Genomic DNA, 22351 nt, shown 5'->3' with positions numbered 1-22351 from the left:
TCCGATCCCCCGGCCCTTCCCGCGGCGTCAGTCGATGAACGCCTTGTTGCCGTACTCCCACGTCCACGGCACGCCGGTCTCGCCCAGCACGAAGGCCACCAGGCGCGGGAACGCACGTTCGGCGCGCACGTCATTGCCCAGGATCACCACGCAACGCTTGCGCTGCTTCACGCACACCCAGGTGTTGCCGGTGGAGTCGTTGTGGCCGCCCTTGAAGAAGCCCGCGCCCTGCGGGCCGTCGAACACCACCACGCCCAGGCCCGCCGCCAGATCCTTGCGCCGCTGTGCGGGCGGCAGTTCGTCCTGCAGCGTGGGAAACTGCGAGGCGGTGGTGATGGCGAGCTGCGGCGCGGTCATCGCGGCGAACGCCGCGGGCGTAAGACCTTCACCGTTGATGTAGGCGGCGGCGAAGTTCGCCATGTCGGCGATGGTGGTATCCATCGACCCGGCGGCGCGCACGCGGCTGCGCTCGTCGTGCGGTTCGACGGCGCCATCTTCGGTCCAGCCGTCGGCGAGGTTGGTCGCGAAATCGGCACGCCATGTCATGCCGGTGTTCGGCATGCCGAAGCGGTCGAACACGCGGCGCTGCATTTCCGCGCCCAGGTCCAGGCCCAGCCCGCGCTCGATCACGTACTGCAGCAGGATCAGTCCCTCGCCCGAGTACGCGTAACGCGTGCCGGGATCGAAGTGGAAGCGCAGCTTCCCGTCGGGTTCGAGATAAGCGAAGTTGGCGAAGCCGCTGCTGTGGGTCAACAGATGGCGCGCGGTGATCGTCTTCCAGCGATCATCGCCGGCCAGGTCGGGCCACGGACCATAGCCCGCGACGACCGGATAGTCGGGCAGCGGCTTGTCGAAATACTCGCCAACGGGGCGATCGAGATCGAGCTTGCCCTCGTCCACCAGCTGCATCACGGTGTAGCCGAACACGGCCTTGGTCAGCGAGGCGCCGTACATGACGGTCGCGGTCTGCAGCGGATCGCCCTTCGCGTTGCGCTGGCCGTAGGCGGCGACGTGGACGACCTTGCCATCGTCGATCACCGCGATGGCCAGGCCGTTGGCCTGCGCGGCCTTCATCGCCGCCATGACTTCGGCATCCAGCGCGGCGCGCGTGGGAATGGCAGGGGACACGGGACCGGTCGCCGAAGCGGCGAACGGCAGCAGGACGAACAGGCCAATCGCGAGCAATGGACGCATGATGTCTCCCCGGTCTGCATCCGATCCTACAGACTGCACACCACCGCGACAGCGCCAGAGGTCACGTCCCGGTAGCTCCCCTAGCCCGGCTAAGCGAAGCGCCCGCCGAGACCGCCCCCACAACGCCCGGATGCCGCCGAGAGCCTTACCCGACCCGTCCCCTCAGGGCGCGACGATCTTCATCAGCGCCACGCTGGCGATGCCGGCCACCAGCCAGATCACCACGCGCTTGAGCACGGCGGCATCGATCCCCGCCCTGCCCCCGGCGGTCTGCATCGGCCTGGTGCCCACGACCAGCACGTGCATCGGCAGCGCGATCACCAGCAGGAACGCGAACACCCAGTACATCGTCTCGTCCCCCAGCTTCGGCCAGATCAACGGCATGGTGACACCGGCGAAGATGCCGGCGATGGCGGCGGTGATGGGGGTTGGGGTCAGGGACATATGGGTCTGCGTCGTGCTCAGGCGTTGTCGCAGTCTAGCCGGCGTGTTCAGCGCATAGGAGAGAAGCGGACTGGCAAAAAGTCGTAGACCGTAGCTCTCGCTATTCATCAGGCACCGCAAGCGATGGGTATCACTACGCTTCACCCATCTTACGTTTCGTGATTGCCGAAGTGGCGGAGAGAGTGGGATTCGAACCCACGGTAGGCTTACACCTACGGCAGTTTTCAAGACTGCTGCCTTAAACCGCTCGGCCATCTCTCCGTTATTGCTTCTCGGGACTCACTGGTCGGATCGCAGGTTCACATCCTGCCCCCGCTACCATGTTCCCTACCCGGCCCCTTGCAGGCCGGCGCGCATTTTCGCACGAACCCCGCCGCCGTGGCTTACGAGGCCTTCTTCACCTTGCCGGCCTTGGTGTTGTCGATCGCCATCGCGATGGCCTTCTCCTTCGCCTCCGCACAGGCGCCACCACAATCCAGACGCGACGACTCGATCTGCTGCGGCAGGTGCTCGGCCAAGAAATCGATGAACACCCGCACCGCCGGCAACAAGCCCCGGCGTGACGCGAACACCGCGTGGCAGATGCCCTGCGGCAGGCTCCATTCCGGCAGCACCACCTCCAGCTCACCCTTGCGTACCGCCTCGGCGCACACCGTCTCCGGCAGCAGCGTGACGCCGTAGCCGTCCTTCGCCATCGACTGCAGCAGCGGGAAATCGAAACCGGCCAAGCGCGGATTCAGCTCGATGCGGCGCACCTCGCCATTCGGACCGTGCAACTCCCAGCGCTGGCGCGCCTCGTCCTCGCTGATGCTCAGCGTCACGTGCTCGGCAAGGTCTTCCGGCACCTTCGGACGACCGGCACGGTTGAGGTACTTGGGACTGGCGACCAGCAATTCCTGGATCTGGCCGAAGCTGCGCATCACCAGGCTGCCGTCGTCGTCGAGCTTGGCGCGCACGCGCAGCGCCACGTCGTAGCCCTCGTTGATGATGTCGACCCGGCGGTTGTTGACATGCAGCTGCAGCCGCACCTTCGGGTACTTGTCGAGGAAGGCCGGCAGGATCTTCGGCAGCTGCATCTGCGCCACCGCCACCGGCACGCTGACGCGCACCACGCCGCGCGGCTCCGCACTGAGGCGGTCGACCACTTCGCGCGCCGCCTGCGCCTCGGCCAGCATCGTCTGCGCATGGCGATGCACGCTGGTACCGACGTCGGTCACCGCGAAGCGGCGCGTCGAGCGCTGCAGCAGGCGCACGCCCAGGTCGGTTTCCAGCTGGCTGATGCGCCGGCTCAGGCGGGACTTGGGAATGCCCAGGGCGCGCTCGGCCGCGGCGAAGCCACCGTGGTCCACCACCATGGCGAAGTAATAGAGGTCGTTGAGGTCGTGCTGCATGAAATAGTTCCGCCTATAGAACAATCAGTGACGTTAGACCACGTTTATCCCAATAATGCAACGACCTACAGTGGCTCCCAACGCGGCGCAGGCCGTACCCGACAGGAGCACCACCGTGAAACTATTGCATATCGACAGCAGCGCGCTGGCCGCCAACTCGGTCAGCCGACAACTGACCGCCGCCATCGTAGCCCGTTGGCAGGACAGCGTGCCCGGGCTGGAGGTCACCTACCGCGACCTCGATGCCGACCCGCTGCCCCATCTGACCAACGCCATTCTGGGTGGGGGCGATGCCGCCGCCGCACAAGCCAGCGAGGCCACCCTGCAGCAGTTCCTGGCCGCCGACGTCATCGTCCTGGGCGTGCCCCGCTACAACTTCGGCGTGCCGTCCACGCTGAAGGCCTGGATCGACCGCGTGGCCGTGGCCGGCCGCACCTTCAAGTACACCGAGAATGGCCCGGTGGGCCTGGCCGGCGGCAAGAAGATCATCGTGGCCGAGGCCAGCGGTGGCGAGTACGCCGGCACCGTGATCGACTTCGTGGCGCCCTACCTGAAGCAGGTGTTCGCGTTCCTGGGCATCACCGACGTCGAGTTCATCCGCGCCGAACGCGTGGCCTACTCGCCCGAGCACAAGGCGCAGGCCATCGAAGCCGCGCTGGCCAGCATCCCCACCCCGCTGCGCCGGGCAGCCTGAGCTCCCGGAACACCGCACGCCTCTCCGTTCGGCCCGCGCAAGCGGGCCGTTTTCTTTGTGGCGAAGGAAGGGCGTGCCCCCGCGCGACTGCCCGAGGCAGCCGCACCGGCATCGGGATCGCAGGAGGGCACCGGTATGCTGCCGGCACTCGTCCCCGTGATCCGCCGATGCCCACCCGGAAAGCCGCCCCGGAAACGTTCGACGCCGCGCAGGCGATCGCCCTGCTGAACGCCGCGTCCAGCCCGACGCATCGCGCCGGGCTGGCGCGTTACGGGATTCCCGACACCCACGCCCTGGGCGTGCCGATGCGCGATATCCAGGCGCTGGGCAAGCGCATCGGGCGCCAGCACGCGCTCGCGCAGCCGTTGTGGGACAGTGGGATCTACGAAGCCCGCTTACTGGTCGCCTTCGTTGCCGATCCGGCGCTGCTCACGGTCGCGCAGATGGATCGCTGGTGCCGCCAGTTCGACAACTGGGCGGTCTGCGACACGCTGTGCCTGCACCTGTTCGATCGCAGCCCGCATGCGTGGTCGCGGGTGTCCACGTGGGCACCCAAACGGAATGAATTCGAGAAGCGCGCGGCGTTCGCCCTGCTCGCCGGGCTGGCGGTGCACGACCGTGGCACCGCCGACGCGGCTTTCCTGGACGCCCTCGCACTGATCGACGCCGAGGCGGACGACGCGCGCAACTTCGTCAGCAAAGGCGTGAGCTGGGCATTGCGGGCCACCGGCCATCGCAATGCGGTGCTGCACGCCGAGGCGACGACGCTGGCGAAACGGTTGGCGACGTCTGACGACGCAACACGGCGCTGGATCGGCAAGGACGCGCTGCGCGACCTCGGCCGGCCGCTGGTGCGGACCAAGGTCGCGAGGGCCAGCACAAGGCGCGCGAAGAAGGCTTGAAGCTCTCCTCTCCCCGCCAGCGGGGAGAGGAAATAAAACATCAGGCGATCTGTTCGGCGCCGCCCATGTACGGACGCAGCGCCTCGGGTACGGTGATCGAGCCGTCGGCGTTCTGGTAGTTCTCCATCACCGCGATCAGCGCACGGCCGACCGCGGTACCGGAGCCGTTGAGCGTGTGCACGGGTTCTGGCTTGCCGGTGGCGGGATTGCGCCAGCGGGCCTGCATGCGGCGGGCCTGGAAGTCCTCGCAGTTCGAGCACGAGGAGATCTCGCGGTACATGGCCTGCGACGGCAGCCAGACTTCCAGGTCATAGGTCTTGGCGGCGCCGAAGCCCATGTCGCCGGTGCACAGCAGCATGCGGCGGTACGGCAGACCCAGCCTCTCCAGCACGGTCTCGGCGGCGCGGGTCATGCGCTCCTGCTCGTCGTAGCTTTCCGACGGGCGCGCGATGGAGACCAGCTCCACCTTCTCGAACTGGTGCTGCCGGATCATGCCGCGCACATCGCGGCCGCCGCTGCCGGCTTCCGAGCGGAAGCACATCGAGTGCGCCGTCATGCGCAGCGGCAGGCGGGCGTCGTCGAGGATCTCATCGCGGACGATGTTGGTCAGCGGCACTTCCGAGGTCGGGATCAGGTAGCGCTTGTGCTCCCCCAGCTGGGTGGCGAACAGGTCTTCCTCGAACTTCGGTAACTGGCCGGTGCCGCGCATCGAGTCGGCGTTGACGATCACCGGCACGCTGGTCTCTTCGTAGCCATGTTCGTTGGTGTGCAGGTCGAGCATGAACTGCGCCAGCGCCCGGTGCAGGCGGGCCAACTGGCCGCGCAGCACCGTGAAGCGCGCGCCGGACAGCTTGGCGGCGGTGTCGGCGTCCAGCCAGCCGTGGCGGGCGCCGAGTTCCTCATGGTCCTTGACGTCGAACTCGAACGTGCGCGGCGTGCCCCAGCGGTGCTGTTCGACGTTGCCGGCTTCGTCGCCGCCGACCGGCACGCTGGCGTGCGGCAGGTTCGGGATGCCCAGCGCGATGGCCTCGATCTCGCTGCGGATCTCGTCCAGTTTCACTTCCGAGGCCTTCAGCTCGTCGCCGAAGCCGGCCACTTCCGCCATCAGCGCGGCGACGTCCTCGCCCTTGGCCTTGGCCTGGCCGATGGCCTTGGAGCGGGTGTTGCGCAGGTTCTGCAGTTCCTCGGTGCGCTTCTGGATCTGCTTGCGCGCGGCTTCCAGGTCGGCAATGCGGGACACGTCCAGGTCGAAACCGCGGGTCTCCTTGAGGCGCTGGGCGAGTTCGGCGGGCTGGGTGCGGAGCAGGACGGGATCGAGCATGGAAACAGCAGTCTGGCGTGAGAAGCCGGCATTATCGCCCATCTGCGACCGCCTGCCCGTGCGGTTAACCACGGCTGTGCAAGAATCGGCGCGTCTTTTCCGGTGATCCCCATGTCGGCCCAGCAACCGCACGACCCGCATTTCACCTTCCGCCTGCCCCGCACCGCCCTGCGCAACGCCGCCATCGCCTTCGGCATCGGCCTGCTGCTGTTCGTGATCGTGTGGTGGGCCGGCCGCGACGACGGCTTCTATACCCCGGAGGCGACCCCGTCGGGCAAGCCGCTGCCGATCGAGGCACTGCCCGAACCGCTCTCCACCGGCGCAGGCGCCAGCGGCATGGAGGAACCGGCTCCGCGCCCCGCGCCCGAAGAACGTCCGCAACTGGTCGAAGAAACGCCGATGCCGGCCCCGGTCTCCGAGACCCCGCCGCCGGCCACGCCTGCCGAAGCGGCTCCGACGGCTGCCACCGTTCCGCTGGCGCCCGGTGACGTGCCGGTGCCGATCCCCGGCCAGACACCGGCCCCGGAATATCCGTCCGCTGCCATGCGCAATGGCGACCAGGGCACGGTCATGGTCCGCGTCGACGTGGGCGCGGATGGCATCCCGACCTCGGTCGAGGTCGCCGAACGCAGCGGCTCGCGCGATCTCGATCGCGCCGCGCTCACCGCGGTCCGCCAATGGCGCTTCCAGCCGGCGCAGCGCGATGGGCAGCCGGTGCCCGGCGCGGTCACCGTGCCTATCGATTTCAAGATGCGGTGATGCCTTCAGCGTGCATCGCGACAACCTGCATGAGATCGCAAGCGAACTGCGGCGGTTGAGGGCGATCAGCCCTGTCGATAAAACGGGGCTGACATTCTGGTATGCGACTATCGTGCCCGCATTCAATATGTGGATGCACGAACGGTCCCCGGTATCGACTCTCTGATCCACGGACTGGAGCATGGCCGACTCCCCGAAGCGGACATATATTCCGGTTGTGCATTGCCAATCGGGAGGTTGGGAGTTGGCGCGCTCTGTTTGCTGGCGGTGCTGTGGTGGCTGCTGTCGCGTTGATCTGCACATGACCTAAACGCACATGAACGCCGGTTTGAGTACCTGAACTCAAACCGGCTCGCTTCATCGCCAAATCACGCATCGCAAACATCCCTAGGCAAAGACTCGGCACCGTTCCAACGCGGAACCCACAACGCGAAACGGAGGTTCATATGTCGATGCCCACCAACAACGAATACCGCGCTCCGGACACCGTCGAAGACACCACGGTCGAGCCGCGCCGCAGCACCACCTCGCCCGTCCTGCTGATGCTGCTCGCCTTCGCGGTCACCGCCGGTGGCCTGATCTGGTGGAGCCAGTCGCGCGCACCGGCCGAAGCCCCGTTGGCGACAGTGCCGGGCAGCGTGATCGATGAGCCGGCGGCTACCACGCCCGCGCAGGAGCGCACCACGGCGACCGCCAACCGCGAGCGCGCCGAGCGTGCCGCGAACCGTCCGGCGGCGATCAGCCGCGACGCCCGCCCGATGGCCGGCAACGCCGAACCGAAGTACCCGGCGTCCATGCTGCGTGCAGGCGTCGGTGGCACGGTCGTCGTACTGGCCGAGGTGGATGCCCAAGGCAACCCCGTCAATGTCAGCGTCGTCGAACGCAGCGGCGAGCGCGAGCTGGATCGTGCAGCCCTGACGGCTGTGAAGCAGTGGCGCTTCGAGCCGGCCATGCGCAACGGCAAGGCCATTGCGACCAGCGTGAAGGTGCCGGTCGATTTCAAGCCGATCTGACGTTTCGGGAGCAACAAAACGAGGAAGGGAAAAGGGGCGCGGGCAGGCGCCCCTTTTTCTGTGCGCAATCTTCCGCTTTCGGTAGGAGCGACGTAAGTCGCGACCGCAGATCGTCGGTGCCCGACCAATGACGCATGAGGGAAAACGTCCGCCCGCACATCATGGTCAGGGCCAACTACATGAGGTCTGCAGGCTCGCGGTCGCGACTTACGTCGCTCCTACAGAAAGCAGTCGCACTACGCCTTGCGCAACGAAAACCCCGCGCCTGTCGCCAACCCATCGTAGTTCGGGAACGACGTCGCGACGTTCGCCACGTCGCCGATGCGCACCTCGCCCTTCGCCAGCTGTCCAGCGATCGAGAACGCCATCGCGATGCGATGGTCGCCATGGCTGTCCACCCCCCCGCCCTGCAGCTCGCCAGGGAAGATGGTCGCGCCATCGGGCGTCTCGTCCACGCGCAGGCCCAATGCACGCAAGCCGTTGGCCATCGCAGCAAGACGGTCGGACTCCTTCACCCGCAGCTCGGCCGCACCCGTGACGACGGTGGGCCCGTCCGCCGCCGCCGCTGCGACGAACAACGCCGGGAACTCGTCGATCATGTCCGGCACCAGCGCTTCGGGCACGGCAATGCCGCGCAACGGCGCATGTCGCACGATGAGGTCGGCGACCGGCTCGCCGCCATGCTCGCTGGCGTTCTCCTCTGCGATGTCGGCGCCCATCAGGCGCAGTGCCTGCAGCAGGCCGGTGCGGCGCGGATTCAGGCCAACCGCGCGCAGGCGCAGGTCCGACCCGGGAATGATGCTGGCCGCGACCAGGAAGAACGCGGCCGACGAGAAGTCCGCCGGCACCACGATATCGGTGGCTCGCAGCCGCTGGCCGCCGCGCAGGCGCGCGAAGCCGGGCGAGAAGTCGATGTCCACGCCGAACGCCTTCAGCATGCGCTCGGTGTAGTCGCGCGTGGGATGCGGCTCGCGCACGACGGTCTCGCCTTCGGCATACAGGCCGGCGAGCAGCACCGCCGACTTCACCTGCGCACTGGCGACTTCCAGCGTGTAGTCGATGCCCGTCAGCGGCTGGTCGCCGTGGATGCGCAGCGGCGGCAAACCGCCTTCGTGGGTATCGATGCGCGCGCCCATCTTCGACAATGGCCCGGTGACGCGGCGCATCGGACGTTTGGACAGCGAGGCATCGCCGACCAGCACGCTGTCGAAGCGCTGCGCGGCCAGCAGGCCGGCGAGCAGGCGCATGCCGGTGCCGGCGTTGCCGCAGTCGAGATCACCGTCGGCCCCCTTCAACCCGTCGATGCCGACACCATGCACGATGCGCCGCGACGGCGATGGTGTTTCGATGCGCACGCCCAGCCGCGAGAAGATCGCGGCGGTGGCACGGGTGTCTTCGCCTTCGAGGAAACCGTCGATGGTCGACACGCCATCGGCCAGCGCGGCGAACATCACCGCGCGATGCGAGACCGACTTGTCGCCGGGGATGTCGAGGGTGCCGCGCAGCGGTTGGCCGGCGGAGGCGATCCAGTCTTGTGTCATGGCAATTCGATCTCTCGGGTTCTGCTCCCTCCTCCGCTTGCGGGGGAGGGTTGGGGTGGGGGCAAGCCGACCTTGAGGGGAAATGGACAATTGCGTACCCGGACGCCGGACGCTGCCCCCATCCCAGCCTTCCCCCGCAAGCGGGGAAAGGAGCGCATGCGGATCAGGGCACGGCGACCGGGTACGAACCCAGCACCTTGATCTGCGCGGAGTGCTGCTTCAGTTCGGCCAGCGCCAGCTTCATCGCCTCGTCGTCTATATGGCCGGCCAGGTCGATGAAGAAACCGTATTCCCACTTGGCGTGGTGCGACGGGCGCGATTCGATGCGGTTCATGCTGATGCCATGGCGCGCGAACGGGCTGAGCACGTCGAACAGCGCGCCGGGCTTGTCGTGGATGAAGACCAGCACCGAGGTGCGATCGTGGCCCGACGGCGGGAACAGGCTGCGGCCGATCACCAGGAAGCGCGTGGTGTTGTCCTTGTCGTCCTGGATGGGGCTCATGACGACCTTCTTCAGGCCGTACACGTGCGCCGCGCTTTCGCCGCCGATGGCCGCCGCGTCGTCATTGCCGCGTGCACGACGGGCGCCCTCCGCGTTGCTCGAGACCGGCACCTTCTCGACTTTCGGCAGGTTGGCGCGCAACCAGCCCGCGGTCTGCGCGAACGACTGCGGGTGCGCGTAGATGCGCTCGATGTCGTCGACGCGCCCGGTACGCGACATCAGGAACTGGTGCACGCGCAGTTCGACTTCGCCGCAGATCTTCAGGTCCGAGGTCAGGAACATGTCCAGCGTGATCTGGATCGTGCCCTGCCCCGAGTTCTCCACGGGCACCACGCCGAAGTCGGCGGCACCGCTGGCCACTTCCTGGAACACCTCTTCGATGCTCGCCAGCGGCAGGCCATGCGCGGAGCGGCCGAAGTGCTTCAGCACGGCCTGCTGGCTGAAGGTACCCTCCGGCCCGAGATAGCCGATCTTCAGCGGCTCCTGCTGGGCGAGACAGGCCGACATGATCTCGCGGAACACGTGCACCAACACTTCGTCGGACAGCGGACCCTCGTTGCGGTCCACCACCATGCGCAGCACCTGCGCCTCGCGCTCGGGACGGTAATAGTCGACGGCGGCGGCGAGCTTGCCCTTGGCCTTGCCGACCTGGTGGGCGAAGTGCGCCCGCTCGGCGATCAGCGACTGGATCTGGCGGTCGATGCCGTCGATCTTGGCGCGCACGTCGGAGAGGGCCGGTGCGGGCGTGGCGTCAGCTTTCCTGCCCGCGGTGGGCTTGGCGGTCTTCTTCGGCTTGCTGGGTTTGGAGGCCATGTTTCGTGTTCCCTGAAGATGCTTTCTGTAGGAGCGACGTGAGTCGCGACCGGAAGGCTGGCGGTCGCGACTTACGTCGCTCCTACAACAGCGCTACTTATCCGTTGCGTTGCTGGAAGTCGCGCATGAAATCGACCAGTGCCTGTGCGCCCTCCACCGGCAGCGCGTTGTAGAGCGAGGCGCGGATGCCGCCGACCGCCTTGTGCCCCTTCAGCGCCAGCAGGCCGGCGGCCTTGGATTCGGCCACGAAGCGCGCATTGAGTTCATCGTCCGGCAGGAAGAACGGGATGTTCATCCGCGAGCGTGCGGCCGGTGCCACCTCGTTGCGGTAGAAGCCACCCGAGGCATCGATGGCGCCGTAGACCAGCGACGACTTCACCGCGTTGCGACGGGCGAATTCGGCCACGCCACCTTCGGCCAGCATCCACTTGAACACCAGCCCCGCGAGGTACCAGTTCCAGGTCGGCGGCGTGTTGAGCATGGAGTCACGCGCGGCGTGCGACCGGTAGTCGAAGATGTCGGCGCGCGGCTGGCCTCTGCGCTCGAACAGGTCCTTGCGGATGATGACCACCGCCACGCCGACCGGGCCGAGGTTCTTCTGCGCGCCGGCGTAGATCACGCCGTACCTCGACACGTCCAGCGGCTCGGAGGCGATCGAGGAACTGAAGTCGGCGAACAGCGGTACGTCGCCCACGTCCGGCGTGTCGCGGAACTCCACCCCGTGGATCGTCTCGTTGGCGGTGATGTGGACGTAGGCGGCATCGGACGTGAGCCGCCAGGTATCGCGCGCCGGGATGTCGTGGAAGCCGCCGGCCTCGCCGTCGGCGGCGATGTTGACCGTGCAGTAGGGCCGGGCCTGTTTGATCGCGGTCTTGCCCCAGTGGCCGGTGACGACATAGTCGACCACCTGCCCCGGTGCAGCGAAGTTCAGCGCCAGCAGGGCCTGGTGAGTGGTGGCGCCGCCGGACAGGAACAGCACGGCGTAATCGTCCGGGATGCCGACCAGCGCCCGCAGGTCGGCTTCGGCCTGCGCGGCGACCGCGATGAAGTCCTGGCTGCGGTGACTGATTTCCACGATCGACGCGCCGATGCCGTTCCAGTCGAGCATTTCGGCCTGGGCCTGGCGCAGCACGGGTTCGGGCAACGTGGCGGGGCCGGCACTGAAGTTGAACGCGCGCGTCATGGGACACCTGAACAGGAGGATCCGTAGTATGCCGCAGCGCATCTGTTGCAGGGGCAACGAAGCGGACGATCCGTCATGAATCGCGGACGGCCTGCATCCCCCACTCACCCGGTCGCGTATAGGCTGTGCCTGCCTCTCCGGTGCCGGGAATTTTCCGGCGCGGGAGACGTCCAACCCCCACGCCCTGTCCTGGAGATGCCGATGTCCCTGCGCGATGCCCTGCGGATTCCCGCCTCCCGGATCACCGACGAGCGCGTCTACCTGGAACGACGGCGCCTGCTGCAGACGCTGGCGGCGGCACCCGCACTGGCGCTGGCCGGCTGCGCGGAGGCCGAGCCGCCCGCGCCACCGAAGATCACGGTGACGCCGGAACAGGCCCGGTCCGGCTTCCGCACCACCGAAACGCTGACCCGGCTCGAAGACGTCAGCAGCTACAACAACTTCTACGAGTTCGGCACCGGCAAGGCGGACCCGTCCAATGCCCGCAAGACGCTGAAGACCTCGCCGTGGTCGGTAGTGGTCGGCGGCGAATGCGCCAAGCCGGGCAAACTCGCACTGGAGGATCTGGTGAAGGGACTCGCGCCCGAAGAGCGCGTGTACCGCCTGCGCTGCGTGGAGGGCTGGTCGATGGTCATTCCGTGGCTGGGCGTGCCGCTGGGCCAGGTGCTGAAGAGGTTCGAGCCGACGTCCAAGGCGAAGTACGTGGCCTTCACCACGCTGGCCGATCCCGTGCAGATGCCCGGCGTGCGCTACCGCTCGATCAACTGGCCCTACCGCGAAGGCCTGCGCATCGACGAGGCCATGCATCCGCTGACGCTGCTGGCCACCGGCCTGTACGGAAAGCCGCTGCCGCAGCAGAACGGCGCGCCGCTGCGGCTGGTGGTGCCGTGGAAGTACGGCTTCAAGAGCATCAAGTCGATCGTCGAGATCAAGTTCGTCGAGAAGATGCCGGAAACCGCCTGGCACGACCTGCAGCCGTCGGAATACGGCTTCTTCTCCAACGTCAATCCGAACGTCGATCATCCGCGCTGGAGCCAGAAGACCGAGCGTCGCATCGCCGGCACACAGAGCAAGCTGTTCGCCGAACGCATCCCGACGCGCATGTTCAACGGATATGCGGACCAGGTGGCCTCGATGTACGCGGGTCTCGACCTGAAGAAGTGGTACTGAGTGGCGCCGGCACGCAGGGCGTCAGCCGGGCTGATCGCCGCGAAGGCCGCGGTGCACGCGCTGGCGTTGATGCCGGTGGCGATCCTGGCCTGGCAGTTTTATGACGTATGGCAAACCGGGAGCGACGCGCTGGGTGCTGACCCGGTGGCGGAGATCGAACATCGCACGGGCCTGTGGGCGCTCCGCTTCCTGATGGTCGCGCTGGCTGTCACGCCGCTGCGGCAACTGACCGGCCAGTCGGTGCTGCTGCGTTTCCGGCGGATGCTGGGGCTGTATGCATTCCTCTACGCCACGCTGCACCTTTCCGTGTATCTGGGGCTGGATCTGCGCGGCTACTGGACGCAGATCTTCGAAGAGATCGTCAAACGGCCCTACATCACGGTCGGCTTCGCGGCCTGGCTGTTGCTGGTGCCGCTGGCGATCACCTCGACGCAGGGCTGGATGCGCCGGCTCGGCCGCCGCTGGGGGCAGTTGCACAAGCTCGTCTACGCCATCGGCGTGCTGGCCGTGCTGCATTTCTGGTGGCTGGTGAAGTCCGACATCCGCGAACCGCTGCTGTACGCGGCCATCCTGGCGGTCCTGCTCGGCTGGCGTGCGTGGAAAGCGGTCAGCCGGCGCCGAACAGCAGCAGCGCGCTGAGCGCGCCCGCCATCAGAAGGGCCGCCAGCAGTAACCAGGGCCAGCGCAACGCCGACGATGTCGGCTTCTCCGGTGCGACGCGATCGACGGGCATGGCGGCATCGTCGATGGGTGCGGCCTCGTCGAGTTTCGCGCTGGGCGCCCATGGCACCTCCAGCACGAAGCGATGCTGGGCATCGAACACGATCTGGTCCCCCGCCACGAGCAGCGCATCGCGCACCGCCACGCCGTTGACCCGGGTGCCCTCGGGCGAGCCCAGGTCGCGCAGCAGCACACGGTCGCCGCGCAACTCCAGCCGGGCATGACGTTCGGCGAACGCCGGATCGTCGATGCGGATGTGCGCATCGCGGGCGCGGCCGACCACGCGAGGCTGTTCCAGCGACACGCTCCTGCCGTGGTACTTGCCGCCCAGGCCACGCAGGACCACCCGCATGTCGCCCTGGCCGGCGTCGCTGTCGCGCAGGTCGGACGCCGCGGCATAACCGGACTGCAGCAGCAATTCCACGCCTTCGACGAACAGCGCGTCTCCCGGCCGAAGCACCGCCATGCGCCTGACCGGCCGACCGTTGATATGCACGCCGCGCATGCCGTTGGCGACCTGCAGCCACAGGCCACGGCGGTCGACGCAGATCTGCGCGAGCAGCGCGCCCTGCAGTGCGTCGCCGACGCCTATCGTGCCCGCGGCTTCGCGCACGATGCGGTGCACACCGGTGGTGAGCGGCCGATCCGGCGCGGGGCGGTTGCTGAAATGAAGTCGGAGGTTCTGCACGCGACGGGAGCCTAGCAGGTTGACGCGCGGCCGGCAGCCCCGGCTTGGCATCTTCACGCGGGGCCGCGCAGAATAGCTTCACGTCACAGGAGCCGCGCATGGCCAGCATCGACATCCAGCACCCGCATTCCAAAACGCCCGCGCAGGCGCGCAAGGCCATCGAAGGCGTCGCCAAGAAGCTCGCCGAACGCTTCGACATGGACTACGGCTGGGACGGCGACACCCTGAACTTCAGCCGCTCCGGCGTGGACGGCAAGATCGCCCTGCTGGCCGACAAGTTGCGGGTCACTGCGAACCTCGGCTTCCTGCTGTCGGCGATGAAGGGGCCGATCGAGCAGGAAATCCGGCGGGTGCTGAGCGAAAAATTCGACTGACCGTCAGTCGCGGAACGGATCCGGGTCGGCCGCGAACAAGCGGCGCGATACCGACCGCTCCGCCCGTTCGATATCCCGTACGAACGATTTGCCATCGCCCAGCGCGGCGAACGCGGCGAAGCCGCGCTCCAGGAAACCCTGCAGCTCGCCCAGTCCGGTCGCCTTGGCCGGTCCCCGCGACAGCTTGAGCAGCGTGGCCACGCCCGGCGTTTTCACCGCGCGCGCCAGGCCCACGCCCACCTCCGCGATCAGATCGATCTGATGCCGGCGCAGGCGGCGCAGGCCCACCTCGCGGTAGGCGCGACCGTACAGGTCGGCATCCAGCTTGCGCCGGTTCGGCGCAAGCCGGTGCAAGGCCTCGGCCATGCGCATGTCCAGTGCGTGCGTCAGCACCCCCAGCTCGATGCCGTGCGCGACCGTCTCCAGCACAGCGCCGGGCAGCAGGCGCTGCATCATCGGCATGACCTTGGCGACGTTGGCATCGCGTCCGCTGAAGTCGTGGTCGCCATAGACGTCGCTGAGGAAGAACATCGCCGCCGCACGTCGCGTCGGATCATTCAGGAAGTGCTCGAAGCTGGCCTCCAGCCGGGCTGCCTGCCAGCGCCGCACTTCGGGCAGCCAGCGCAACCGGTTGCGCGGCTCGCCTACCGGGTCGTGCGCGGCCTGGTGCCAGGCCAGCCGCCGGCCGACGCGTTCTGTCAACGGATTTGTTCGGGCCATGGCGTGGATGATCCGGGCAGCCCGCGACCGCCGCAACCCGTTATCCGGTCGGCTACACTCGGGCGGCAAGGTCACCACGGGTAGTTCATGCTTTCGATCCACAGCGCACGGCAACGCGGCCACAACGGCAAGATCGGGCTGGCCATCGCCGGCGGGGGGCCCATCGGCGGCATGTACGAACTCGGCGCGCTGCGCGCCCTGGACGAAGCGCTGGACGGCCTGGACCTGACCCGGATGGACTGCTACGTGGGCGTGAGTTCGGGGGCCTTCCTCGCGGCCGGGCTGGCCAACCGGATGGGCACGGCCGAGATGTGCCGCATCTTCATCACCGGCACCAGCGACGACGCCGAGTTCCGTCCCGAGACCTTCCTGCGCCCCAACGTCGGCGAGTACCTGCGGCGGGCGGCCAGCCTGCCGGGCCTGTACGCCGACTGGCTGTCGCGACTGGTCCGCAACCCGCGCCGCGCGACGCGCTGGTCGGACCTGTTCCTGCGCTTCGGCGGACTGGTGCCGACCGGCATCTTCGACAACGAGGAAGTGGAGCGCTTCCTGCGCGACATCTTCAGCCGGCGCGGCCGCAGCAACGACTTCCGTGCGCTCGACGCCGACCTGTTCGTGGTCGCGGTCGACCTGGACAGCGGCGAGGCGGTGCGCTTCGGCGAGGAAGGCTGGGACGACATCCCGATCTCGCGCGCCGTGCAGGCCAGTTCCGCCCTGCCCGGCCTGTATCCGCCGGTGGAGATCGGCGGCCGCCATTTCCTCGACGGCGCCCTGCGCCGCACCATGCATGCGAGCACCGTGCTGGACCGGGGCATCGACCTGATGATCGGCATCAATCCATTGGTGCCGTTCGATGCCAACCAGGCGGCGCCCCAGGCCGACGAGGCGGAACAGGTCGGCCTGGCCAGTGGCGGCCTCCCTGCGGTGCTGTCGCAGACGCTGCGTACGCTGCTGCAATCGCGCATGCAGATCGGCATGGAAAAGTACCCGTACCGGTATCCGGACATCGACCAGCTGGTATTCGAGCCGAACGCGGACGACAGCGAGCTGTTCTTCACCAACCTCTTCAGCTTTTCCTCGCGACATCGCGTCTGCCAGCTCGCCTATCGCAACACGTTGGCCGACCTGCGCAAGCGCGCCCCCGTCCTCAAGCCGATGCTCGCCGCGCACGGCATCCGCTACAACGAGGACATCGTCAACGATCGCCACCGCTCGATCCTCGACGGCCTGGACGTGACTCCGCGCATGACCGAGACCACCGCCCGCCTGCGCCGCGCGCTGGACGACGTGGACCAGCTGGTCTCCCGGCACCGTGCCGCGCGGCGCTCCTGACCCGATCACGGACGCGTCACCCGCTGGTGTGAAAACTCTAGACGCGGCGTCGAATCTGGCACGCACTTCCACCACCTCCAACGACGGAACGCCATGGCCACGCTGAAGAAATCCGCCCGCAAGAAGACCGCTTCCGCTTCCAGCAACGAGAACCTGCAGGCGCAGGCCGAACAGTTGTCCAAGCGCCTGGGCGAATCCGCCCAACAGGTATGGCTGGCCGGCGTCGGCGCATTCGGTCGCGCGCAGGCCGAAGGCACCAAACTGTTCGAGACGCTGGTGAAGGAGGGCCTGTCGCTGGAGCAGACCACGCGCAAGGCGGCCGGCGGCAAGGCGCAGGCCATGCGCGATGCGATGGAAACCACGGTCGGCCAGGCGCGCGAACGCGCCTCGGATACATGGGACCGCTTGGAAAAGGTATTCGAGGAGCGCGTGCACCGCGCGCTGCGTCGCCTTGAAGTGCCCAGCCGCGAAGACCTGTCGACGCTGATCGATCGCGTGGAGGCATTGAATGCCGAACTGCGCAAGCTGGGTGGCGTGCCGGCAGCGAAAACGGCCCGCGCCGCGCGTCCGCGCAAGGCCGCCAGCGCCAGGAAAACGACGCCTGCAGCGAAGAAAACGCCCGCAAAGCGTGCATCGCGCAGGAAGGCTGCACCATAAGGCGGCACATGGTTTTTCGTGCGCGTTTCTGAATAAAAATTTGTTGCGCGGCAACATCGAATGACGTAACAATCATTCCGCCCGCCAGTCCATCGAAGTTCGTTTGCTCCCCTCCCCTTACGGCTTCGGACTGGCGGGCGCTTCCGCGCCCGTCACCGGATTTGCCGCCGGACACTCAAAGACATGCGCAGGGCCGGCCCGGTAGAATCGCGGGTCTAATAACAACAACGCCCCGCAACACATGTCCATTTGGCTTATCGGCCTGGCCGTTACCCTGGTCAGCGGCATTGCCGCCACGGTCTACTTCTGGCTGGTCCGCCGCCCCCGCGACGAAATGTCCTACGGCCTGCATGCGCTGTCCGGGCTCCGCTGGCGTGAATTCTCCCGGCTCGTCCTCGACGCGATGGCGGAACGGGGACTGGTCGAAGCGACGCCCGAGCAGCAGGAGTCGCGCGAGCCTCAGGCGACGTTCCTGCTTGCGCGCGGCGAAGAACGCTGGCTGCTGTCCTGCAAGCACGGCTCGGCCTACCGGATCGCGGCCGCGCCGGTGCAGGAGCTCGCGGCCAGCATCCGCCTGGGTGCGGCGCAGGGCGGCATCCTGGCCACCGAGGGCAAGGTCGAAAAAGAGGGTCGCGACGCCGCCCAGGGCACCAGCATCGAGCTGCTCGACGGTCCTCGCCTGTGGCCTGAAGTTCGCCACTTGGTCGAACCCGCCCTGCTCGAACAGATCACCCACTACGCGGCCGGCCGGGCCAAACGCCACACCAGCATTTCCTGGCTGGGCGCTGTCACCCTGGGCGCGTTGGCGATGGTCGCCTGGTCCGGCACCCATCCGGCGAACGACGAAGTCGCTGCGCCCGCACCGGCCGCGCCCGTGCGGTCCGAAGCGCCCGCCGCCCCCGCCCCGGTTGCGCAGGAGAGCTTCCGCGAGCCGACCGAGGCGGAATTGGAGGCGCAGATGGCCAACGTATTGAAGGCGCTGTCGAAGACACCCGGCATCACCCGCGGCGTCTGGCAGACCAAGCTGACGCTGAGCATCGATCGCGCGGCCAGCGAGAAGGAAGTCTGGCCATGGATCTGCCTGGAGCTGGAGCGCTATCCCGCCCTGCGCACCAGCCGCGTGCAGCTCAATCCGCCACCGGGCAGCAGCGAGCCGGTGCGCTGGCGCCAGTGCAAGACGATGTAATCAGCCGTGCGCCGCGACGTTCGGTCGCTGTGCACGCTGGGCTCGCGTCCGGATGATCCGGCCATCATCCCGCTTTCCATCCCATGACCAACGCCCCCACCCTCTATGACCGCATCGGCGGTGAAGCCGGCCTGCGCCGCATGACAGAGCGCATGTACGTGCTGATGGACACGCTGCCGGAAGCCGCCGCCGTGCGCGCCCAGCATCCTGATTCGCTCGCGGGCAGCGAACAGAAGCTGTTCGAGTTCCTCAGCGGCTGGCTGGGCGGACCACCGCTGTTCACGCAGAAGCACGGTGCACCGATGCTGCGCGCCCGCCACCTGCCGTTCCGGATCGGCATGGAGGAAGCCAGCGGCTGGCTGGCCTGCTTCCATGGCGCGATGACGGAGACGGTCGATGACGTCGAACTGCGCGACGTCATCTGGTCGCGGATCGAACCGCTGGCGCTGCACATGCGCAACCTGCAAGCGGTGCCACTGCGGTGGGCGGACCCGCAGAACGCGTAGAGCGGAGCTTGCTCCGCTGCTCTTCTGCCCACGGCCAGGCCATGGACCGATCGCGAAGCCGGGCAAGCCCGGCGCTACAATGCAAACCCTTGCACTTTTGAGTACATCGTTCGCAAAGAGCGACTACCAGTGCACGCCCCGCATCAGCGAAGCGAACGCGATCTGCTCCTGACTCGGTGCGGATTCCTTCAATGCCTTGCGGTCGCCCTTGGCGGCCGCCGAATCGGGGAACAGCTCGAACGCGGTGTTCATCACCACCTCGTAGGCCTTCGGCGCCACCGCGTTGACCAGCGCGGCGAAGATGCCCAGGCGCGTCGCGATGCGGCTGGGCTTCTCGATGATCGCCTTGACCAGCAGGTCGGCCGCCTCCTCCGGCGACAGCGTCGGCACGCTGTCGTACATCTTGGTCGGCGCGATCATCGGCGTCTTCACCAGCGGCATGTTGATCGTGGTGAAGCTGATGCCCTTGCCGGACAGTTCGCCCTGCGCACAGCGGCTGAATGCGTCCAGCGCTGCCTTCGACGCCACGTATGCGGAGAAGCGCGGCGAGTTGGCCAGCACACCGATCGAACTGATGTTGATGATGTGGCCCTTGCGGCGCTCCGTCATCTTCGGCAGGAAGCCCATGATCAGCCGGATGCTGCCGAAATAGTTCAGCTGCATCGTGCGCTCGAAATCATGGAACCGGTCGTAGCTGGCCTCGATGGAACGGCGGATGGAGCGGCCCGCGTTGTTGATGAGGATGTCGACGTGACCATGCTCGTCCAGCACGGTCTTCACCAGCCGGTCGCAGTCGGCCATGTCGGCCAGGTCGGCGGTGTAGGCGAACACCTTGCCACCTGCCTTCTTCATGTCGTCGCGGGCCTTGAACAGTTCCTCCTCGCCGCGCGCGACGATGATCGTGGTCGCGCCGGCTTCGGCCACGCGCTGCGCGGTGGACAGGCCGATGCCGGACGAGCCCCCGGTGATCACCACGACCTTGTTGCGCACCTTGCCCTTCAGCGAGCGGTCGATGAACAGGTCCGGGTCGAGGTGGCGCTCCCAGTAATCCCACAGGCGCCAGGCATAGCCGTCCAGGCGCGGCACCGTGATGCCGCTGCCCTTCAACGCACGCTCTGTCTCGCGGCTGTCGAAACGCGTCGGATAGGTGATGAACTTCAACACTTCCTTCGGGATCTGGAAGTCGCGCAGCAGCATGCCGATGAAGCGGCGCACCGGCGGCAGGTTGCCCACGGCCATGCGGATGCTGCCCGGCACGAACGCGAACATGCGTGCGTCGATGCGCATCGTCATCTCCGGCGCATGGCCGGCGCGGCAGAAGGTGTTCAGCACCTCGCCCACGCGCATCGGTTCGGGATCGGTCAGGTGGAAGGTGTGGCCGTCCAGCTTCGGCTTGTGCGCGATGTGGTCCATCGCGTCGGCCACGAAGTCGACAGGTACGATGTTGATGCGCCCGCCTTCGATGCCGAGCACCGGCACCCACTGCGGCAGCAGCTCGCGCAGCTTCTTGATCAGCGTGAAGAAATAGTAAGGCCCGTCGATCTTGTCGATCTCGCCGGTCTTCGAGTGGCCCACCACCATGCCCGGGCGGTAGATGCGCCACTTGATGCGCGTCTCCTTGCGGACCAGGCCTTCGGAATCGTGTTTGGTGCGCAGGTAGGGATCGTCCAGGCCCTCGGCCTCGTCGAACATGTCCTCGCGGAAGATGCCGGGATACAGGCCGGCGGCCGCAATCGAACTGGTGTGGTGGAAGCAGCCGGCCTTGAGCGCGGCGGCGAGGTCGAGCGCGTGCTGGGTGCCGTCGATGTTGGCCGCCTGCTGCGACTCGCGGCTGGCGGTCAGGTCGTAGACGGCCGCCAGATGGAAGAAATGCTTCACCTTGCCGCTGAGGGCACGCAACTGCGCGGGCGTCAGTCCGCACTTGGGCTTGGTCATGTCGCCGTGCACCACGGACACGCGCTTCATGTCCCAGCCCGCCTTCCTGGCGATGGCGTCGAACTTCTTCTGCGAGTCCTTGCGGACCAGCACGTGGACCGTCCCGCTGCGCTTGAGGAGGTTGCCGACTAGGTAGCGGCCAATGAATCCCGTGGCGCCCGTGACGAAATAGCTCATGACGACCCAATCCTCGAGTTGTGTGGGCCAGCCCCTCCGACCGCCCTGCGGGCTAACTTGCCAGAGCGACCCGGATTCGACAATCCCGTCACGGATTGACCGCCCCCAGCGCCCGTGGTGTGATGGCCCCGATCACTGGGAGGGATCATCCATGGCAGATCTGAAGAATGCGTTCGAACAGGCATCCAAGGACATCCAGACGCTGTCCGAGCGCCCGGACAACGACACGCTGCTGCGGTTGTACGGCCTGTACAAGCAGGGCGCGGAGGGCGACGTAAAGGGCGACAAGCCCGGGTTCTTCGACTTCGTCGGCACCGCCAAGTACGAGGCATGGGCCAAGCTCAAGGGCACGCCGCAGGAAGACGCGCAGAAGAAGTACGTGGACCTGGTGAAGAAGCTCATCGCGTAGTGGCACGCGACACCCGCCAGCGCATCCTCGACGCCGCCCTGACGATGTTCAACACGCAGGGCGAGCCGCACGTCACGACGAACCACATCGCCGACGAGCTGGAGATCAGCCCGGGCAACCTGTACTACCACTTCCGCAACAAGGACGACATCATCGAGCAGCTCTTCGCGCGCTATGAAGAGCGCATGGATGCCGCCCTGACCCCCCCCACCGACCGGCTGCCGGGACTGGAAGACATCTGGCTGCAGCTGCACCTGGTATTCGAGTGCATCTGGGACTACCGGTTCCTCTATCGCGACCTGGTCGAAATCCTCAGCCGCAACCGCCGCCTCCGCCTGCGCTTCGCCCGCATCCTCAAGCGCGCCGATGACAGCGCGCACGCGGTGATGCGCGGCATGGGACATGCCGGCGTGATGCGTGCCTCCGCTGCGGAACTCGCGGCGACCGCCACCAACGTGCTGGTGATCTCCACCTTCTGGCTGAACTACGCCGCCACGCGGGGCGAGAAGGACGAACAGGCCGCCATCCGCCAGGGCATCGTGCAGGTGATGATGCTGGTGGCCCCGTTCCTGCGCGACGCGGAACGCGTGCATCTGAACACGTTGACCCAGGCTTACACGGATTGAGGGGCCGTACCACGCGGCGCTGTGTCCGCGGGGCTTCTTCGTAGCGTCGAGCTTGCTCGACGGCGCGAGCCATCAGGCACGCAACCGAAGCCAA

The 22351-nt window shown here is 67.2% G+C and carries 23 protein-coding genes and 1 tRNA gene; 13 read left to right on the top strand and 11 right to left on the bottom strand.

The features are described 5' to 3' along the window. Window positions 1-27: 27 nt before the first annotated feature. The 4 genes from AC1Q5B_RS19730 to AC1Q5B_RS19715 form a co-directional block, all read right to left on the bottom strand. Window positions 28-1194: a serine hydrolase domain-containing protein gene (locus tag AC1Q5B_RS19730; protein WP_492633147.1), complete on the bottom strand. Its 1167-nt coding sequence runs from the start codon at window positions 1192-1194 to the stop codon at window positions 28-30. Window positions 1195-1356: 162 nt separating this feature from the next. After that, a complete protein-coding gene (locus AC1Q5B_RS19725) occupies window positions 1357-1638 on the bottom strand; it encodes a hypothetical protein (RefSeq protein ID WP_492633146.1) in 282 nt (93 codons plus the stop codon). A 171-nt stretch (window positions 1639-1809) separates the two neighbouring features. Then, window positions 1810-1899 (bottom strand) — tRNA-Ser (locus AC1Q5B_RS19720). Window positions 1900-2021: 122 nt separating this feature from the next. Beyond that, window positions 2022-3029: a LysR family transcriptional regulator gene (locus tag AC1Q5B_RS19715; protein ID WP_492633145.1), complete on the bottom strand. Its 1008-nt coding sequence runs from the start codon at window positions 3027-3029 to the stop codon at window positions 2022-2024. Between the two features lie 115 nt (window positions 3030-3144). Here AC1Q5B_RS19715 and AC1Q5B_RS19710 point away from each other — a divergent pair, with 115 nt between their 5' ends. Both AC1Q5B_RS19710 and AC1Q5B_RS19705 read left to right on the top strand, forming a co-directional pair. Further along, window positions 3145-3723, top strand: coding sequence for an FMN-dependent NADH-azoreductase (locus tag AC1Q5B_RS19710; RefSeq protein ID WP_492633144.1), 579 nt, complete (start codon window positions 3145-3147; stop codon window positions 3721-3723). A gap of 167 nt (window positions 3724-3890) precedes the next feature. Continuing rightward, window positions 3891-4625: a DNA alkylation repair protein gene (locus AC1Q5B_RS19705; protein WP_492633143.1), complete on the top strand. Its 735-nt coding sequence runs from the start codon at window positions 3891-3893 to the stop codon at window positions 4623-4625. Between the two features lie 40 nt (window positions 4626-4665). Here AC1Q5B_RS19705 and serS read toward each other — a convergent pair whose 3' ends face one another. Next, window positions 4666-5946 (bottom strand): serine--tRNA ligase, encoded by a 1281-nt coding sequence (serS, locus tag AC1Q5B_RS19700; protein WP_492633142.1) that lies wholly within the window; start codon window positions 5944-5946, stop codon window positions 4666-4668. A gap of 111 nt (window positions 5947-6057) precedes the next feature. Here serS and AC1Q5B_RS19695 point away from each other — a divergent pair, with 111 nt between their 5' ends. Both AC1Q5B_RS19695 and AC1Q5B_RS19690 read left to right on the top strand, forming a co-directional pair. Further along, complete coding sequence (locus AC1Q5B_RS19695; RefSeq protein WP_492633141.1) at window positions 6058-6705, top strand: energy transducer TonB; 648 nt, start codon at window positions 6058-6060, stop codon at window positions 6703-6705. 446 nt (window positions 6706-7151) lie between these two features. Then, a complete protein-coding gene (locus tag AC1Q5B_RS19690) occupies window positions 7152-7718 on the top strand; it encodes an energy transducer TonB (RefSeq protein ID WP_492633140.1) in 567 nt (188 codons plus the stop codon). 236 nt (window positions 7719-7954) lie between these two features. Here AC1Q5B_RS19690 and aroA read toward each other — a convergent pair whose 3' ends face one another. The 3 genes from aroA to serC form a co-directional block, all read right to left on the bottom strand. After that, window positions 7955-9259: a 3-phosphoshikimate 1-carboxyvinyltransferase gene (gene aroA, locus AC1Q5B_RS19685; protein WP_492633139.1), complete on the bottom strand. Its 1305-nt coding sequence runs from the start codon at window positions 9257-9259 to the stop codon at window positions 7955-7957. A gap of 163 nt (window positions 9260-9422) precedes the next feature. After that, complete coding sequence (gene pheA, locus AC1Q5B_RS19680) at window positions 9423-10574, bottom strand: prephenate dehydratase (protein WP_492633138.1); 1152 nt, start codon at window positions 10572-10574, stop codon at window positions 9423-9425. Between the two features lie 97 nt (window positions 10575-10671). Then, the gene (serC, locus tag AC1Q5B_RS19675) at window positions 10672-11757 is read right to left on the bottom strand and encodes a phosphoserine transaminase (RefSeq protein WP_492633137.1); all 1086 of its coding nucleotides are present in this window, start codon (window positions 11755-11757) and stop codon (window positions 10672-10674) included. Between the two features lie 201 nt (window positions 11758-11958). On the opposite strand from serC, the gene msrP reads away from it, so the two are divergent. Next, complete coding sequence (msrP, locus tag AC1Q5B_RS19670; RefSeq protein ID WP_492633136.1) at window positions 11959-12927, top strand: protein-methionine-sulfoxide reductase catalytic subunit MsrP; 969 nt, start codon at window positions 11959-11961, stop codon at window positions 12925-12927. 69 nt (window positions 12928-12996) lie between these two features. Continuing rightward, window positions 12997-13566 (top strand): protein-methionine-sulfoxide reductase heme-binding subunit MsrQ, encoded by a 570-nt coding sequence (gene msrQ, locus AC1Q5B_RS19665; protein WP_492633255.1) that lies wholly within the window; start codon window positions 12997-12999, stop codon window positions 13564-13566. On the opposite strand, the gene AC1Q5B_RS19660 is transcribed toward msrQ, so the two are convergent. Beyond that, entirely contained in the window at window positions 13535-14335 is an 801-nt protein-coding gene (locus tag AC1Q5B_RS19660; RefSeq protein ID WP_492633135.1) for an FHA domain-containing protein, read from the bottom strand. The genes msrQ and AC1Q5B_RS19660 overlap by 32 nt on opposite strands. 98 nt (window positions 14336-14433) lie before the next feature. Here AC1Q5B_RS19660 and AC1Q5B_RS19655 point away from each other — a divergent pair, with 98 nt between their 5' ends. Then, on the top strand, window positions 14434-14709 hold the full coding sequence (locus AC1Q5B_RS19655) for a polyhydroxyalkanoic acid system family protein (protein ID WP_492633134.1): 276 nt from the start codon (window positions 14434-14436) through the stop codon (window positions 14707-14709). A 3-nt stretch (window positions 14710-14712) separates the two neighbouring features. Here the strand turns inward: AC1Q5B_RS19655 and AC1Q5B_RS19650 are convergent, their stop codons facing one another. Next, entirely contained in the window at window positions 14713-15429 is a 717-nt protein-coding gene (locus AC1Q5B_RS19650; RefSeq protein WP_492633133.1) for a DUF8198 family protein, read from the bottom strand. A gap of 87 nt (window positions 15430-15516) precedes the next feature. On the opposite strand from AC1Q5B_RS19650, the gene AC1Q5B_RS19645 reads away from it, so the two are divergent. The 4 genes from AC1Q5B_RS19645 to AC1Q5B_RS19630 all read left to right on the top strand — a co-directional run bounded on the left by AC1Q5B_RS19645 (window position 15517) and on the right by AC1Q5B_RS19630 (window position 19110). Next, on the top strand, window positions 15517-16761 hold the full coding sequence (locus AC1Q5B_RS19645) for a patatin-like phospholipase family protein (RefSeq protein WP_492633132.1): 1245 nt from the start codon (window positions 15517-15519) through the stop codon (window positions 16759-16761). Window positions 16762-16854: 93 nt separating this feature from the next. Continuing rightward, window positions 16855-17418 (top strand): phasin family protein, encoded by a 564-nt coding sequence (locus tag AC1Q5B_RS19640; protein WP_492633131.1) that lies wholly within the window; start codon window positions 16855-16857, stop codon window positions 17416-17418. A gap of 241 nt (window positions 17419-17659) precedes the next feature. Continuing rightward, window positions 17660-18604 (top strand): restriction endonuclease, encoded by a 945-nt coding sequence (locus AC1Q5B_RS19635; RefSeq protein ID WP_492633130.1) that lies wholly within the window; start codon window positions 17660-17662, stop codon window positions 18602-18604. 83 nt (window positions 18605-18687) lie between these two features. Beyond that, entirely contained in the window at window positions 18688-19110 is a 423-nt protein-coding gene (locus AC1Q5B_RS19630) for a group II truncated hemoglobin (protein ID WP_492633129.1), read from the top strand. Window positions 19111-19233: 123 nt separating this feature from the next. On the opposite strand, the gene AC1Q5B_RS19625 is transcribed toward AC1Q5B_RS19630, so the two are convergent. Beyond that, window positions 19234-21222 carry an SDR family oxidoreductase gene (locus AC1Q5B_RS19625; RefSeq protein WP_492633128.1) on the bottom strand — a complete coding sequence of 663 codons (1989 nt, stop codon included), beginning with the start codon at window positions 21220-21222 and terminating at the stop codon, window positions 19234-19236. A 151-nt stretch (window positions 21223-21373) separates the two neighbouring features. On the opposite strand from AC1Q5B_RS19625, the gene AC1Q5B_RS19620 reads away from it, so the two are divergent. Beyond that, window positions 21374-21631: an acyl-CoA-binding protein gene (locus tag AC1Q5B_RS19620; RefSeq protein ID WP_492633127.1), complete on the top strand. Its 258-nt coding sequence runs from the start codon at window positions 21374-21376 to the stop codon at window positions 21629-21631. Further along, on the top strand, window positions 21631-22257 hold the full coding sequence (locus tag AC1Q5B_RS19615) for a TetR/AcrR family transcriptional regulator (RefSeq protein WP_492633126.1): 627 nt from the start codon (window positions 21631-21633) through the stop codon (window positions 22255-22257). Before AC1Q5B_RS19620 ends, AC1Q5B_RS19615 begins: the two co-directional genes overlap by 1 nt. The last annotated feature ends 94 nt before the right edge of the window (window positions 22258-22351 follow it).

Source organism: Pseudoxanthomonas sp. GW835-FHT14C01 (assembly GCF_058793715.1).
The sequence above is the reverse complement of the archived record's forward strand: the minus strand, read 5'-3'. Positions and strand labels throughout refer to the sequence as shown.

Coding starts and splice junctions, on each gene's coding strand:
- AC1Q5B_RS19730 (WP_492633147.1), bottom strand. CDS start 1,194: ATGCGTCCATTGCTCGCGATTGGCCTGTTCGTCCTGCTGCCGTTCGCC.
- AC1Q5B_RS19725 (WP_492633146.1), bottom strand. CDS start 1,638: ATGTCCCTGACCCCAACCCCCATCACCGCCGCCATCGCCGGCATCTTC.
- AC1Q5B_RS19715 (WP_492633145.1), bottom strand. CDS start 3,029: ATGCAGCACGACCTCAACGACCTCTATTACTTCGCCATGGTGGTGGAC.
- AC1Q5B_RS19705 (WP_492633143.1), top strand. CDS start 3,891: ATGCCCACCCGGAAAGCCGCCCCGGAAACGTTCGACGCCGCGCAGGCG.
- serS (WP_492633142.1), bottom strand. CDS start 5,946: ATGCTCGATCCCGTCCTGCTCCGCACCCAGCCCGCCGAACTCGCCCAG.
- AC1Q5B_RS19695 (WP_492633141.1), top strand. CDS start 6,058: ATGTCGGCCCAGCAACCGCACGACCCGCATTTCACCTTCCGCCTGCCC.
- AC1Q5B_RS19690 (WP_492633140.1), top strand. CDS start 7,152: ATGTCGATGCCCACCAACAACGAATACCGCGCTCCGGACACCGTCGAA.
- aroA (WP_492633139.1), bottom strand. CDS start 9,259: ATGACACAAGACTGGATCGCCTCCGCCGGCCAACCGCTGCGCGGCACC.
- pheA (WP_492633138.1), bottom strand. CDS start 10,574: ATGGCCTCCAAACCCAGCAAGCCGAAGAAGACCGCCAAGCCCACCGCG.
- serC (WP_492633137.1), bottom strand. CDS start 11,757: ATGACGCGCGCGTTCAACTTCAGTGCCGGCCCCGCCACGTTGCCCGAA.
- msrP (WP_492633136.1), top strand. CDS start 11,959: ATGTCCCTGCGCGATGCCCTGCGGATTCCCGCCTCCCGGATCACCGAC.
- msrQ (WP_492633255.1), top strand. CDS start 12,997: ATGCCGGTGGCGATCCTGGCCTGGCAGTTTTATGACGTATGGCAAACC.
- AC1Q5B_RS19655 (WP_492633134.1), top strand. CDS start 14,434: ATGGCCAGCATCGACATCCAGCACCCGCATTCCAAAACGCCCGCGCAG.
- AC1Q5B_RS19650 (WP_492633133.1), bottom strand. CDS start 15,429: ATGGCCCGAACAAATCCGTTGACAGAACGCGTCGGCCGGCGGCTGGCC.
- AC1Q5B_RS19645 (WP_492633132.1), top strand. CDS start 15,517: ATGCTTTCGATCCACAGCGCACGGCAACGCGGCCACAACGGCAAGATC.
- AC1Q5B_RS19640 (WP_492633131.1), top strand. CDS start 16,855: ATGGCCACGCTGAAGAAATCCGCCCGCAAGAAGACCGCTTCCGCTTCC.
- AC1Q5B_RS19635 (WP_492633130.1), top strand. CDS start 17,660: ATGTCCATTTGGCTTATCGGCCTGGCCGTTACCCTGGTCAGCGGCATT.
- AC1Q5B_RS19630 (WP_492633129.1), top strand. CDS start 18,688: ATGACCAACGCCCCCACCCTCTATGACCGCATCGGCGGTGAAGCCGGC.
- AC1Q5B_RS19625 (WP_492633128.1), bottom strand. CDS start 21,222: ATGAGCTATTTCGTCACGGGCGCCACGGGATTCATTGGCCGCTACCTA.
- AC1Q5B_RS19620 (WP_492633127.1), top strand. CDS start 21,374: ATGGCAGATCTGAAGAATGCGTTCGAACAGGCATCCAAGGACATCCAG.